General features: G+C 69.1%; 11 protein-coding genes. 9 read left to right on the top strand and 2 right to left on the bottom strand.

Annotation, left to right across the window (positions count from 1 at the left end; translation table 11 throughout):
- The first annotated feature begins 66 nt into the window (after nucleotides 1–66).
- Both ACK3BB_RS12100 and ACK3BB_RS12095 read left to right on the top strand, forming a co-directional pair.
- Nucleotides 67–2,274, top strand: coding sequence for an NADP-dependent isocitrate dehydrogenase (locus ACK3BB_RS12100; protein ID WP_428924897.1), 2,208 nt, complete (start codon nucleotides 67–69; stop codon nucleotides 2,272–2,274).
- A gap of 453 nt (nucleotides 2,275–2,727) precedes the next feature.
- Nucleotides 2,728–3,648, top strand: coding sequence for a DMT family transporter (locus ACK3BB_RS12095; protein ID WP_428924896.1), 921 nt, complete (start codon nucleotides 2,728–2,730; stop codon nucleotides 3,646–3,648).
- Nucleotides 3,649–3,699: 51 nt separating this feature from the next.
- Here the strand turns inward: ACK3BB_RS12095 and ACK3BB_RS12090 are convergent, their stop codons facing one another.
- A complete protein-coding gene (locus ACK3BB_RS12090; RefSeq protein ID WP_428924895.1) occupies nucleotides 3,700–4,554 on the bottom strand; it encodes a hypothetical protein in 855 nt (284 codons plus the stop codon).
- Nucleotides 4,555–4,703: 149 nt separating this feature from the next.
- Between ACK3BB_RS12090 and ACK3BB_RS12085 the strand changes: the two genes are divergently transcribed.
- From ACK3BB_RS12085 to ACK3BB_RS12055, 7 genes are all read left to right on the top strand, one after another.
- Complete coding sequence (locus ACK3BB_RS12085) at nucleotides 4,704–6,020, top strand: hypothetical protein (RefSeq protein WP_428924894.1); 1,317 nt, start codon at nucleotides 4,704–4,706, stop codon at nucleotides 6,018–6,020.
- Nucleotides 6,021–6,206: 186 nt separating this feature from the next.
- Nucleotides 6,207–7,481: an ABC transporter substrate-binding protein gene (locus ACK3BB_RS12080; RefSeq protein WP_428924893.1), complete on the top strand. Its 1,275-nt coding sequence runs from the start codon at nucleotides 6,207–6,209 to the stop codon at nucleotides 7,479–7,481.
- A 146-nt stretch (nucleotides 7,482–7,627) separates the two neighbouring features.
- On the top strand, nucleotides 7,628–8,554 hold the full coding sequence (locus tag ACK3BB_RS12075) for a branched-chain amino acid ABC transporter permease (RefSeq protein ID WP_428924892.1): 927 nt from the start codon (nucleotides 7,628–7,630) through the stop codon (nucleotides 8,552–8,554).
- Nucleotides 8,551–9,537, top strand: coding sequence for a branched-chain amino acid ABC transporter permease (locus ACK3BB_RS12070; protein WP_428924891.1), 987 nt, complete (start codon nucleotides 8,551–8,553; stop codon nucleotides 9,535–9,537). Before ACK3BB_RS12075 ends, ACK3BB_RS12070 begins: the two co-directional genes overlap by 4 nt.
- Nucleotides 9,534–10,232, top strand: coding sequence for an ABC transporter ATP-binding protein (locus tag ACK3BB_RS12065; protein ID WP_428924890.1), 699 nt, complete (start codon nucleotides 9,534–9,536; stop codon nucleotides 10,230–10,232). The genes ACK3BB_RS12070 and ACK3BB_RS12065 overlap by 4 nt, the downstream gene beginning before the upstream one ends.
- A complete protein-coding gene (locus ACK3BB_RS12060) occupies nucleotides 10,232–10,927 on the top strand; it encodes an ABC transporter ATP-binding protein (RefSeq protein WP_428924889.1) in 696 nt (231 codons plus the stop codon). Before ACK3BB_RS12065 ends, ACK3BB_RS12060 begins: the two co-directional genes overlap by 1 nt.
- 272 nt (nucleotides 10,928–11,199) lie before the next feature.
- Nucleotides 11,200–12,372, top strand: a complete 1,173-nt coding sequence (locus ACK3BB_RS12055) for a pyridoxal phosphate-dependent aminotransferase (protein ID WP_428924888.1) — start codon at nucleotides 11,200–11,202, stop codon at nucleotides 12,370–12,372.
- On the opposite strand, the gene ACK3BB_RS12050 is transcribed toward ACK3BB_RS12055, so the two are convergent.
- Nucleotides 12,369–13,103: an SDR family NAD(P)-dependent oxidoreductase gene (locus ACK3BB_RS12050; protein WP_428924887.1), complete on the bottom strand. Its 735-nt coding sequence runs from the start codon at nucleotides 13,101–13,103 to the stop codon at nucleotides 12,369–12,371. The genes ACK3BB_RS12055 and ACK3BB_RS12050 overlap by 4 nt on opposite strands.
- Nucleotides 13,104–13,121: the final 18 nt, after the last annotated feature.

Genomic DNA, 13,121 nt, shown 5'->3' with positions numbered 1-13,121 from the left:
CCCCACCCGGGGCCGCAACGCACCGGCAGGACCACGCCACCCGAAGTTGAAAAAAGGGAACAGAACATGGCCGACGATACCTTCCCGGATATTGTGTATACCACGGTAGACGAAGCCCCGGAGCTCGCCAGCGCCTCGCTCCTGCCGATCATCCAGGCCTTTGCCAGCGCCGCCGATGTCACCGTGGACACCCGCGACATCTCGCTGGCCGGGCGGATCATCGCGACGTTCCCGGATTTCCTGACCGACGAGCAGAAGATCTCCGACGACCTGGCCGCGCTCGGCGAATGGGTGAAGACCCCGCAGGCCAACGTGATCAAGCTGCCCAACATCTCGGCGTCGGTGCCGCAGCTGGTCGCGGCGATCAAGGAACTGCAGGCCCAGGGCTATGCCCTGCCCGACTACCCCGAAGAGCCCGCGACGGATGCCGAAAAGGACGTGCGCGCGCGTTATGACACGATCAAGGGTTCGGCCGTGAACCCGGTCCTGCGCGAAGGCAACTCGGACCGCCGCGCGGCCAAGGCCGTCAAGGCCTATGCCCAGGCCAACCCCCACCGCATGGGCGACTGGTCGGCCGACAGCAAGACCCGCGTGGCCTCGATGGACGGCAACGACTTCTTCTCGAACGAGGTGTCGGCCACCCTGCCCGCCGCCGCCACCGCGAAGATCGTGCTGGAAACCGCATCCGGTGAAGAGATCGTCCTGAAAGAGGGCGTGTCCTATCCCGCCGGCACCGTGGTCGATGCGACCTTCATGTCGGCCAAGGCGCTGGATGCCTTCCTCGAAGCCGAGATCGACAAGACCAAGGCCGAGGGCACGCTGTTCTCGCTGCACATGAAGGCCACGATGATGAAGGTCTCGGACCCGATCATCTTCGGCCATGCGGTCAAGGCCTGGCTTAAGCCGGTCTTCGAACAGTTCGGCGACAAGATGAAGGCCCTGGGCGTGAACCCCAATTCCGGCCTGGGCGACCTGCTGGAACGCGTCAAGGACGACGCCGAGATCATGGCCGCCATCGAGGCGGTGACCGCCGAGCGCCCGCCGATGTACATGGTCAATTCCGACAAGGGCATCACCAACCTGCACGTGCCGTCGGACGTGATCATCGACGCATCGATGCCCGCGCTGATCCGTGGCGGCGGCAAGGGCTGGGGTCCGTCCGGCGAGGAAGCCGACACCAATTGCGTCATCCCCGACAATTCCTATGCGCCGGTCTATGACGAGACGATCGCCTTCTTCAAGGAGAACGGCAAGCTGAACCCGGCCACCGCCGGCACCGTTCAGAACATCGGCCTGATGGCCCAGAAGGCCGAGGAATACGGCAGCCACCCGACCACCTTCGAGATCCCCCAGGCCGGCACGGTCAAGATGATCCTGGACGATGGCACCGTGCTGCATTCGCACGCGGTCGAGGCCGGCGACATCTGGCGTTCGGCCAGCGCGCGCAAGGCGCCGATCGAGGATTGGGTCAACCTGGCCATCGACCGCCAGAAGGCCGAAGGCTGCCGGGCGATCTTCTGGCTGGATGCAACCCGCGCCCATGATGCCGAGCTGATCAAGTACGTGACGCCGATCCTCGAGGCAAAGGGCGTGGCCGATCTCTTCGAGATCATGGCCCCGCGCGAAGCCACGCGGGCCTCGTTCGAGACGATCACCAAGGGCGAGAACTGCATTGCCATCACCGGCAACGTGCTGCGCGACTACCTGACCGACCTGTTCCCGATCCTGGAACTGGCGACCTCGGCCAAGATGCTGTCGATCGTCAAGCTGATGCAGGGCGGCGGGCTGTTCGAGACCGGCGCCGGCGGCTCGGCGCCCAAGCACGTGCAGCAGCTGGTCGAGGAAAACCACCTGCGCTGGGACAGCCTGGGCGAATTCTGTGCCCTGGGCGAAAGCCTGAAGTTCCTGGCCGATGCGCGTGACAACGCCAAGGCCCGGGTGCTGGGCGAGGCCGTCGACGCGGCAACGCAGGGCATCCTGGACGACAACCGGTCGCCCTCGCGCAAGGTCGGCGAGCCCGACAACCGCGACAGCCACTACTGGTTCGCGCGCTACTGGGCCGAAGCCCTGGCCGCACAGGGCGACGATGCCGCCTTGGCCACCCATTTCGCGCCCATCGCCGAGGCCCTGGCCGCCAAGGAAGCCGAGATCACCGGCGAACTGGCCGCAGCCCAGGGCAGCGCGGCCGACCTGGGGGGCTATTACCACGCGGATGCGGCCAAGACCGCAGCCGTCATGCGCCCCAGCGCCACGCTGAACGGCATCATCGGCTGAGGCCGTTGCGATCCATGTGACAGGGGGCCGTCCGGGCGACCGGGCGGCCCTTTTCCGTTTCGGCGGGCCGATGGGTCGGTGTGCTGTCTGTCGGTGTGTACTGGCGTGGGTCGGTGTCCGGTCAATTGGCGTCCGCCGGGCCGGCCCGCTGCCGATTGGCGTCCGATAGCGCGGGTTGGTGGGTCGGTTTCCCGTCCATTGGCGACCGTTGGCATCGGTCGACAAGCCCATCCCGCGTCGCTTGGCATCCGTTTTCGTGGACTGACGGGCCGGTCCCTGTCCCCCGGCCCCAAAGGCACGGCCCTTATCCCGGCCCGTACAGGTCACGACCGCGCGACACATATATGAAAAACGCGCCTTTGTGCTGGCGCCCGGCCGCGCGATGGCCTTTGATCGCCGCGATTGCCCGGCCTGCCCGGACGATCGCGATCTGCCCTCCGAAAGGCCCCCCGAATGCCCCTGCCCGCCCACCGCACGCTCGGCCTGCTGGCCGCTGCCGCCACCGTCACGATCTGGGCCAGTTTCATGCTGGTCACGCGCTTCGCGGTGACCTCGTCCTTCACCGTCGAAGAGCTGCTGTTCCTGCGCCTCGTGCCCGGCGCGCTGGTCCTGGCCCCGCTGATGTGGAAACTGGGCGTGCTGCCGCCCGCGGTCTCGTGGACGCGCCGGCTGTTCCTGATGTTCGGGGCCAGCGCGGTCTTTCCCTATGTCGTCTCGCGCGGGCTGGCCTATGCTCCGGCCTCCGATGGCGGGGCGCTGGCACCGGGCATGCTGCCCTTCTGGACGGCCCTGGCCGCCTGGGCGCTGATGGGCGAAGTCCCCGGGCCGCGCCGCCGGCTGGGCCTCGCGATGATCCTGGCCGGGGCGATGATCGTCAGCCTCTGGCAGATCGTGGCCGGCGCCCAGGACGGGGCCTGGCGCGGGCACCTGATGTTCCTGGCCGGCTCGGGCTGCTGGGGCATCTATACCGTGGTCTTCCGCCAGAGCGGGCTGAGCGCCCTGCATGCCATGGTCATCGGCCTGTTCTGGGGCACCCTGCTGGCCGCGCCGCTGCTGCTGGCCAGCGGCGAGCTGAGCTTTGCCGGGGCCAGCTGGGGTGGCATCATCTGGATGATCGTGATGCAGAGCTTTGTCATCGGCATCCTGGCCATGTTCCTCTTCGGCTACGCCGTGGGCCAGCTGGGCGCGGCGGAAACGGCGGCCTTCGGCGCGCTGACCCCGATCCTGGCGCTGCTGGGCGGGGCGGCCTTCCTGGGCGAAGAGGTCACCCCGCTGAAGGCCTTCGGGGTCTGCCTGGTGGCGGCCGGGGTCTTCCTGGCCTCGGGCGTACTGAGCCGCCGGCCGGCCGGTGCGGCGGGGCCTTCGGCCGGTTAATCCGCGGGATGGGCAGGACGGCAGCGCTGCGCGAGGCGGCGGGACCGGCGGCTAGTCGGTCTCGATCCGGGCGGTGGCGCTGATCGGCGCGCCCTTGTGCATGTAGACCCGGTGGTCATTGGTGTTGAGCGTCACGCGCACCAGGTAGCTGCCCGGTGGCAGGGCGCCGATCGTGGCATCGCGGTGATAGAGCCGTTGCAGCTTGACCCCGTCGAGATAGAGATGGGCATGGCCCACGCCGGGCACATGCGGCCCGTCGGCCATGTCCTCGTTGAAGGTGAAATCGGTGGTCTCGACCCGCACGGCCCAGCGGTCGCCATCGGGGCTGACCTGGATCGACAGGGTGGGCACGGGCCGGTCCTGGGGCACCTGGACGGTGGCCGGGCTTTTGGCCGCGGCATCACCCATGCCCGGCATGGCATGGCCGGCATGGGGGTCGTCACCGGTCCCGGCGGCGGTGACCCGGGCCTGGGTGGTCACCGGCCCGGCACGTTCGAAGCTCAGCGTCAGGGGCACCAGCTGGCCGTCGGCCAGGGTGGCATCGGGGGCCAGGGTGATCCAGGCGCCATCGGTCGACAGGACGGGGGCCGAGCCGGCCGGGATGGGCAGCCAGTCGACACCCTCGCTGGACCGGATGGCGGCGGTGCCAAGCGGCGAGGTCACGGCGATCATGCGGTCGGGCCCGCCGCTGTTGGCGATGGCCAGGGTGATCGTGGCCGCGCCCGGTCCGGGAGACGCGGCCCCGCCGGCACCGGCCGCACCGCTGGCACCACCGCTGGCGCCGGGCGTGGCCCGGACATCGCTCAACAACAGGTCGGCCCCGGCCGGCGGGCGGGTCAAAAACCATGCACCCACCGCAACCGCCACCAGAATGACCAGCGCGATCAGTCGTTTCACCCCTGTCATGCCCCGCGCTCCGCGATAAGGTCCCCTCGGCATCAACCATGTGGGCAGGGATGGACAGGATCAAGCGTCTCGCAACATCGTGCGCTATTGTCACCGCGCTGAATGTGGCCCCGCTGCCAGCCCGGGCGCATGCCGGCGAAGGTGGCTTTGTGCTGCTGCTGCCTACCGATCTCTATATCACCGGCGGGGTTCTGGCCGTGCTGGCCACGGTGCTGCTGCTGGTCGTGCTGCCGCCCGGACCGGCCCGGGCGGTGTTCCGGCCCCTGCCCTTGCTGCGTTTTTCGCCATGGCCCCGGCCGCGCTTGCCGCTGCGGCTGCTGACCAGCGCGGGTTCGGCCGGGGTGCTGGGGCTGGCTCTGTGGGCCGGGCGGGCCGGGCCGCGCGATCCGCTGGCCAATCCACTGCCGCTGCTGGTCTGGACGCTGTTCTGGATCGGGCTGGTCACGGCCCAGGGCGTGCTGGGCAACCATTGGCGCTGGACCAGCCCCTGGGTCGCCCCGGCGGCCGGGCTGCGCTGGCTGCTGGGCCGGGCGCCGCTGCGCTATCCGCGCCGGCTGGGCCACCTGCCGGCACTGGCCGGGTTCCTGGGCTTTGCGGCCATCCTGCTGGCCGATATCGCGCCGTCCGATCCGGCCCGGCTGGCCGGCTATGCCGGGGTCTACGCGGCGATCACCCTGGCCGGCACGGCGGCCTTCGGCACGGCCTGGCTGGTGCGTGGCGAGGCGCTGACCGTCCTGATGCGGGCTTATGCCCGGATCGCGCTTGTCGCCCGCGACCGCGGCCGCCTCGCCATCGGCCTGCCCGGTTGGCGGGTGCTGCGCGGGCCTCAGATGCCGCTGTCCCTGGCCCTGTTCTGCGTCGTGCTGCTGGGCACCGGCAGTTTCGACGGGCTGAACGAGACCTTCTGGTGGTTCGCCCGGATCGGCATCAACCCCCTGGAATTTCCCGGCCGTTCGGCGGTGATCGGCTCCAGCCTGGGCGGGCTGGCCCTGGCCAATGTCGCCCTGGTCGCCATCTTTGCCGCCACGCTGCGGCTGGGCCTGTGGCTGGCCCGCGCGGACATGACCACGGGCGCGGCGTTCCGGCTTTTCGCGCCGTCGCTGCTGCCCATCGCCCTGGGCTATCACCTGGCCCATTACCTGACCGCCGCCCTGGTCGAGGCGCAATACGCCCTGGCCGTGCTCAACGATCCGCTGGCCCGGGGGGCCAACCTGCTGGGGCTGGGCCGGTTCTACGTCACCACCGGGTTCTTCAACGAACAGGGTTCGGTGCGGGCGATTTTCCTGACCCAGGCCGGGGCCGTCGTGCTGGGCCATGTACTGGCCATCCTGCTGGCCCATGCCCTGGCCCTGCGCGCCCTGGGCAGCCCGCGCCGGGCGGTGCTCAGCCAGGCCCCGCTTGCGCTCTTCATGATCGCCTACACGCTTTTCGGCCTCTGGCTGCTGGCCTCGCCCCGGGGTCTGTGAGGAAAACAGTGGACAGCCGGGCGGTCGCGACGCAGGCTCTGGGCCGAAGAGCCAGACAGCGCCCAGGCGGGACCCACACCGGGGACGGACCGGGGCCGACCACCGGCGCCGGGGCGAAACCAACCGGGGGCCGGCCAAGGGGCACGGCTCGGGCAAGACACGGGACCAACAGGGGAAAACCGCACGATGACCGACACGACCACCAAGCTGACCCGGCGCGGCGCGCTCGCAGGACTGGGCGCCGCCGCATCGTTGCCGCTGTGGGCCCGCTATGCCGGGGCGCAATCCGCCGAGCCGATCCGCATCGGGTTCCAGGTGCACCGCACGGGCATCGGCGCGGCCTACGGGCGCTGGTACGACCGCACCACTCAGGCCGCTGTGCAGATGATCAACGAGGCCGGGGGCATCAACGGCCGCCCCGTCGAAATCATCGCCGAGGATGACGGCACCGACGCCAAGCGCGGCGCCGAGGTGGTCGAGAAATTCGCCAACCAGCACAATTGCGACATCGCCTTCGGCACGCTGTTTTCCCACGTGGTCATCGGCTCGGCGCCCCGGGCGGGCGAGCTGAAGATGCCCTATTTCGTGGTCTCCGAAGGCCATCACGTGGCCTCGGGCATGCTGAACCGCTACACGCTGCAACCGGGCATCACCGACGTGAAGAGCCAGGTCCAGGCCATGGCCCCCTTCATCGCCCAGAACCTGGGCAAGAAGGTCACGATGGTCTTCCCCGATTTCGCCTTTGGCCATGACCACCGCGATTACTTCACCGCCGCGATCGAAGCCAATGGCGGCGAGGTGCTGGAACATATCGCCATCCCGCCGACCGAAACGTCGTTCACCAAGTATTTCCCCAAGATCCCGCGCGACACCGAGGTGCTTTACCACGTCATGGTCGGGCCGGCCGTGCTGACCTTTGTCAAGGAGCTGGGCGAGTTCTTCGGGCCGAACGGGCCGCAGATGTTCGGATTCATCGATTCGCTGGAGGCCGTGAACATCGGCTCGCCGGGGCTGGAATTCCTCGAAGGCAGCTATTTCTGGGAAGGCATGCCCCGCCACGCCCAGGACGACCAGAGCGAATTCGAAACGATCTACCGCGAGAAGGTGGGCGTCGATGCGCGCGGCGCGTCGATCAGCGATCCCAAGGACGTGTCGACCTATGCCCACATGTTCGGCTGCTGGGAGACGTTGCATATCGTCAAGGCCGGCATGGAGGCCTCGGGCTATTCCGGCCCGGCCGACCGCGCCGCGCTGATCGAGGCCGTCGAGGCGATGACCGAGATGCCCGCGAGCATCGAACATCCCCAGGGGGCCAAGGTGTTCAACGGCAAGACCCACCAGGTCTTTGGCCACCAGTACATCACGCAGCTGCAGGACGGGATGCTCAAGAAGGTGCACACCACGTCGATCGAGGACACGCTCTATCCCGACGAGGTGGATTACACGACGCAGAGCTTCTGAGCCGCGCCCCGGCCCCCTGCGCCGGCCCGCCCCCTGGTGGGGCGCGGCAGGATGCGGGAGCCAGGGATGCGGGGCCTGACCCGTTCGCCCCGGCCCCATGGCCGGGCGACAGGACGGGGCCATCGGGCACAGCCGGACCGGATTGAATGGAACTTGGACCCTATCTTCTGCTGGCCACGCTGGAAGGCGCGGTGACGGCGGCGGTACTGGCGCTGACGGCTTCGGGCCTGGCGCTGGTCTTCGGTGTCATGCGCGTGGTCAACGTGGCGCATGGCGAATTCTTCATGCTGGGCGCGGTGATCGCCTGGTGGGTGGCCAGCCATGTGGGCGGCGCTCCGGCCTGGGGTTTTGCCGCGGCGCTGGTGCTGTCGCCGCTGATCGTCGGGGGCATTGCCGCGGCGGCCGACATGACCGTGCTGAAACGGCTGGAATACGATCCCGAGCGGACCATCGTGGCCACGATCGGGCTGCTCTACATCCTGCAGCAGGCGACGCTGATGACCTATGGGCCCGATGCCCGGCCGGTCGAGCCGCCGTTCAACACCCGGCTGGCCCTGCCCTGGGTGGAATGGACCGATGGCGGGCTGGCGCTGTACTGGCCCTGGGGCCTGTCGACGACATCCTACAAGCTGGCCGTCATCGGGGCGGCGGTGGTCGTGCTGCTGGGCATCTGGGCGCTGCTGACGCGCACGCGGATCGGCCTGCTGATGCGGGCGACCCAGCTGGACCGTGACATGGCCCTGGCCTTTGGCATCCCGGTCGAGCGGGTCTATGCGCTGGTCTTCGGGCTGGGCGCGGGGCTGGCGGCGCTGGCCGCCGTGCTGATCGTGCCGATCCAGCAGGCGCATTACCTGATGGGAGGCGATCCGCTGCTGCTGAGCTTCATCGTGGTGATCATCGGCGGGCTGGGCTCGCTGCCCGGCACGATCCTGGCGGCGGTGTTCATCGGGCTGACCGACGGGATCATCTCGGTCTTCTTCTCGCCGACGCTGGCCAAGATCCTGGCCACGCTGCTGGTCGCGGCGGTGCTGGTCTTTCGCCCGCAGGGCCTGTTCGGGACCCGGGCGGCATGAGCGCGGCGGACCAGGCGATGCCCGCCGAAAGCGGCGCGCGGCCCGGGCGCGGCCGGTCGCTGGTGCTGCACCTGGGGCTGGTGGCCGGGCTCTTTGCGCTGCAGTTCCTGCTGCCGGCCTATCATCACGGCAACCTGGCGCGGATCATGGTGCTGGCGACCTATGCCATCGGCTACAACATCCTCTTCGGCTATACCGGCCTGCTGAGCCTGGGCCACGCGCTGTTCTTCGCGGCGGGCATGTACGGCATGGCCCTGTCGGTGCAATACGCCGGCGCGGGGGCCGGCGCGGCGCTGGTCGTCGGGCTGGTGGCCGGGCTGGTGGTGGCCGGTGTGTCGGGCCTCCTGGCGCTGCGCACCAGCGGGGTGGCGTTCATGATCGTGACGCTGATGTTCGCCCAGGCCGGCTACCTGACGATCCTCTATTTCGGGGCCTATACGCGGGGCGACGAGGGCTTTGTCATCCAGCAGGCGCAGCGCATGCTGGGCGGGCTGGACCTGTCGGACCCGACCTGGCGGTATCTCGCGGCCTGGGCGCTGTTCTCGGCCTGCCTGCTGGGCACGCTGTGGATGACCGGCCGGCGGTTCGGGCGGACGCTGGTGGCGATCCGCGAGAACGAGGAACGGGCGCGGATGCTGGGCTATGACACCTTTGCCCACAAATGGGGGGCGGTGGTGCTGTCGGGCGGGATCTCGGCGCTGGCGGGGGCGGCCTATGGGCTGCTCTTCGGGTATGCCGGGGCCAGTTTCGCCTCGGTGCAATATTCGATCTTTCCGCTGCTGTGGGTGCTGCTGGGCGGGGCCGGCACGATCATCGGGCCGTTCATCGGCACGTTGTTCATGTTCTACCTGATCGACCTGTCGAGCGGGATCACCACGGCCTACATGCTGATCGCCGGGATCGTGCTGGTGGCGCTGACGCTGTTTGCGCCGCAGGGGCTGGCCGGCGAGCTGCGGCGCCGGGGCTGGGGGTGGCTGCCATGAGCGGCGGGCCGATCCTGACGACGCAGGGGCTGACCCGGCATTTCCACGGGCTGAAGGCGGTGGAGAATGTCGATTTCACGCTGGAACGGGGCGAGGTGCGGGCACTGATCGGGCCCAACGGGGCGGGCAAGACAACCTTTGTCAGCCTGCTTTGCGGGCGCATTCCGCCGACGGCGGGACGCGTGCGGTTCGACGGGACCGACATCACCGCCCTGCCCGCCCACCGGCGCATCCGGCTGGGCATGGCCTATACGTTCCAGATCACCTCGATCTTTGCCGGGCTGAGCGTGGCCGAGAACGTCCGGCTTGCCGCCCGTGACCGGGACGTCGCGCCGCGCGCGGCGCTGGAGCGCGTCGGGCTGGCCGGGCAGGACGAGACCCCGGCGGGCGACCTGGCCTATGGCCACCAGCGGTTGCTGGAGATTGCCATGGGGCTGGTCCAGGCGCCGAGGTTGCTGATCCTGGACGAGCCGACCCAGGGATTGTCGGATGCCGAGGTGTCCGGGTTCAAGCGGCTGATCCGAGACCTGGCCGGCGACACGACGATCCTGTTGATCGAACACAACATGTCGGTGGTGATGGAAACCGCCGACCGGGTCAGCGTGCTGAATTTCGGCCAGATCCTGGCCGAGGGCACACCCGGCGAGATCCATGCCGACACCGCCGTGCAGGCGGCCTACCTGGGGACCGGATGATGCTTGTGCTCAAGGAGATCGACACGGGCTATGGCCGGGCGCAGGTGCTGCGGGGATTTTCGCTCGAGGTGCGGGCCGGCGAGATCCTGTGCCTGCTGGGGCGCAACGGGGCGGGCAAGACCACGGCGATGAAGGCAATCATGGGCCTGCTGCCGCTATGGTCGGGCGACGTGGTGATCGACGGCACCAGCGTCGGCCGCCTGCCGGCGCACAAGGTGCCGCTGCAGGGCATCGGCTACGTGCCCCAGGGGCGGCGGCTGTTCGCGGAATTGTCGGTGGCGCAGAACCTTGAGATCGGGCTGCGCGCACGGGGATCGGGGCCGGAGGTGCTGGACGAGGTGCTGGCGCTGTTCCCGCGGCTGCGCGAGCGCTATCGGCAAAGGGCCGAGACCCTGTCGGGCGGCGAGCAGCAGATGCTGGCGACGGCCCGGGCGCTGTGCCTGCGGCCCAAGGCGCTGTTGCTGGACGAGCCGACCGAAGGATTGCAGCCGTCGATGATCGAGGCGATCCGGCAGGTCATCGTGCAGATGCGGGCGCAGGGGGTTGCCGTGCTGCTGGTGGAACAGCGGGTGGATGCGGTGCTGTCGGTGGCCGACCGGGTGGCCTTTATCGAGAACGGCCGGGGCGGCGAGGTGCTGGATGCCGAAGTGCTGCGGGCCGATCACGCGCTGGTCGAGCGCTACGTCGGGGTCTGAGGCTGCGCGGGGAGCTGTGGGGGCGGCGTCCGCGGGGTGTGACGTGTGGCGTCGGTGCGGCACCTAGCACAGGCGCGGCGCTAGGCGGCGCGGTTCGGGGCAATGGGGCGCTGTCCGGCGTCGGTGCGGCGCCCGGCGGCGGGGCAAACGACACGGACGGAGGGTATTTGGGCCAAGAAGAAGCAGGGGCGTGGCGCGCCGGGCCCGAGGGGGGCGCTTGTTGGTTGGACGGTTTCCGGTTAGGGGGCGTCTGACCAAGGGAGACACACCACATGATCTTTGCCGACAGCCTGTCACGCCTGGGAACCGAATCCGCCTTTGTCGTGCTGGCCCGGGCCCAGGCCCTGGCCGCGAGCGGCCGCGACATCATCAACCTGGGCATCGGCCAGCCGGATTTCCGCACCCCCGACCATATCGTCGAGGCGGGCATCAAGGCGCTGCGCGACGGCCATCACGGCTATACCCCGGCCAATGGCCTGCCCGCCCTGCGCGAGGCGGTGGCGGCCGACCTGGAGGCGCGCCACGGCGCGGCGGTCGACCCGGACCATGTCGTGGTGGTGCCGGGCGGCAAGCCGACAATGTTCTTTGCCGTGCTGATGTTCGGCCAGCCCGGCACCGAGATCATGTATCCCAACCCGGGCTTTCCGATCTATGAAAGCGTCATCCGCTATTCCGGGGCGACGCCGGTGCCGATGGCGCTGGAAGAGGCCAACGGCTTTGCCTTTTCGGCCGAGGCCGTGCTGGGCCAGATCACCGAACGGACCCGGCTGATCATCATCAATTCGCCGGCCAACCCGACCGGGGGCGTGACCCCGCAGGCGGAGATCGACAAGCTGGTGGCCGGGCTGGCCGAATGGCCCGACGTGGCGATCCTGTCGGACGAGATCTATTCGCGCATGCTCTACGGCGGGCGCGAACATGTCAGCCTGTTGCAATATCCCGAGATCCGCGACCGGCTGATCGTGCTGGACGGCTGGTCGAAGACCTATGCCATGACCGGCTGGCGGATGGGCTATGCCGTCTGGCCCGAGGCGGCCGTCGACCATGTCACGCGGCTGTGCATCAACGACCATTCCTGCGTGAATGCCGCGGCGCAATTCGCCGGGCTGGCCGCCCTGACCGGGCCGCAGGATGCCGTCGAGGAGATGGTGGCCCAGTTCGATGCCCGGCGGAAGATCATCGTCGGGGCGCTCAACGCCCTGCCCGGCGTGCGCTGCGCCGATCCGGCCGGGGCGTTTTATGCCTTTCCCAACATCGAGGACACCGGGCTGAGTTCGACCGAGGCCCAGGACCTGTTCCTGGACGCGGCCGGGGTGGCCACGGTCTCGGGCACGTCCTTCGGGGCCTGGGGCGAAGGCTACCTGCGGTTTTCCTATGCCAACTCGGCCGACAACATCGCCCGGGCCATGGAGCGCATCGGCGAGGTGCTGGCCGCCCGGACCTAGCCGTAGCTGGGCCAGGGCGCCTGCGAGAACACGCCGCCATCCACGGCCAGGGTCTGGCCGGTGATGAAGGCGGCGCGTTCGGAGGCCAGGAAGAGCACGGCTTCGGCCACGTCCTCGGGCGTGCCGATCCGGCGCAGCGGGGTCAGCGCGGCCCATTCCTCGGCATAGGCATCGGTTTCAAGCCGGGTGCGGTCGGTTTCGATGGCGCCGGGGGCCACGCAATTGACGCGGATGCCCTTGGGGCCGAGTTCGGCCGCCGCGCTCTTGGTGAATTGCTCGATCCCGCCCTTCGACGCGCCGTAGTCGATGAGATTGGGGAAGGCCAGCTTGTTGCAGCCCGAGCCGATGTTGATGATCGCGCCCGACCGGCCTTCGGCCACCATGCGCCCGGCGCCGATGCGCGTGTTCAGGAAGGTGCCGCGCAGGTTGGTGGTGATCACCCGGTCCCAATCCTCGGTCGACAGCTTGAGCAGGGGCGACCAGGTCTGGATGCCGGCATTGTTGACGATGACCGACGGCGCCCGGCCGTAGGTCTCGGCCAGCTTGTCGAACAGCGCCTCGATCTGGGCCTCGTCGCCGGCATCGCAGGGGAACACCCCCAGCCCGTCATCGCCGGGCGCAAGGGTGCCGGGCAGCACGGTCACCGCGACCTCGTAGCCTTCGCGGCGCAGGGCCTTTGCGATTTCCCGTCCGATCCCCGATCCGCCGCCGGTTACCACTGCCAATGTCATGAGCGCTCCTCCCTGCGG

The organism is Marinibacterium sp. SX1 (genome assembly GCF_050389775.1).
Taxonomy (GTDB): domain Bacteria; phylum Pseudomonadota; class Alphaproteobacteria; order Rhodobacterales; family Rhodobacteraceae; genus Marinibacterium.
Note: the sequence above shows the minus strand (reverse complement) of the source record. Positions and strands in the feature narration are given on the sequence as shown.

Excerpts from the sequence above, each read along its gene's own strand:
- ACK3BB_RS12100 (WP_428924897.1), top strand. The coding sequence starts at position 67 with ATGGCCGACGATACCTTCCCGGATATTGTGTATACCACGGTAGACGAA.
- ACK3BB_RS12095 (WP_428924896.1), top strand. The coding sequence starts at position 2,728 with ATGCCCCTGCCCGCCCACCGCACGCTCGGCCTGCTGGCCGCTGCCGCC.
- ACK3BB_RS12090 (WP_428924895.1), bottom strand. The coding sequence starts at position 4,554 with ATGACAGGGGTGAAACGACTGATCGCGCTGGTCATTCTGGTGGCGGTT.
- ACK3BB_RS12080 (WP_428924893.1), top strand. The coding sequence starts at position 6,207 with ATGACCGACACGACCACCAAGCTGACCCGGCGCGGCGCGCTCGCAGGA.
- ACK3BB_RS12075 (WP_428924892.1), top strand. The coding sequence starts at position 7,628 with ATGGAACTTGGACCCTATCTTCTGCTGGCCACGCTGGAAGGCGCGGTG.
- ACK3BB_RS12070 (WP_428924891.1), top strand. The coding sequence starts at position 8,551 with ATGAGCGCGGCGGACCAGGCGATGCCCGCCGAAAGCGGCGCGCGGCCC.
- ACK3BB_RS12065 (WP_428924890.1), top strand. The coding sequence starts at position 9,534 with ATGAGCGGCGGGCCGATCCTGACGACGCAGGGGCTGACCCGGCATTTC.
- ACK3BB_RS12060 (WP_428924889.1), top strand. The coding sequence starts at position 10,232 with ATGCTTGTGCTCAAGGAGATCGACACGGGCTATGGCCGGGCGCAGGTG.
- ACK3BB_RS12055 (WP_428924888.1), top strand. The coding sequence starts at position 11,200 with ATGATCTTTGCCGACAGCCTGTCACGCCTGGGAACCGAATCCGCCTTT.
- ACK3BB_RS12050 (WP_428924887.1), bottom strand. The coding sequence starts at position 13,103 with ATGACATTGGCAGTGGTAACCGGCGGCGGATCGGGGATCGGACGGGAA.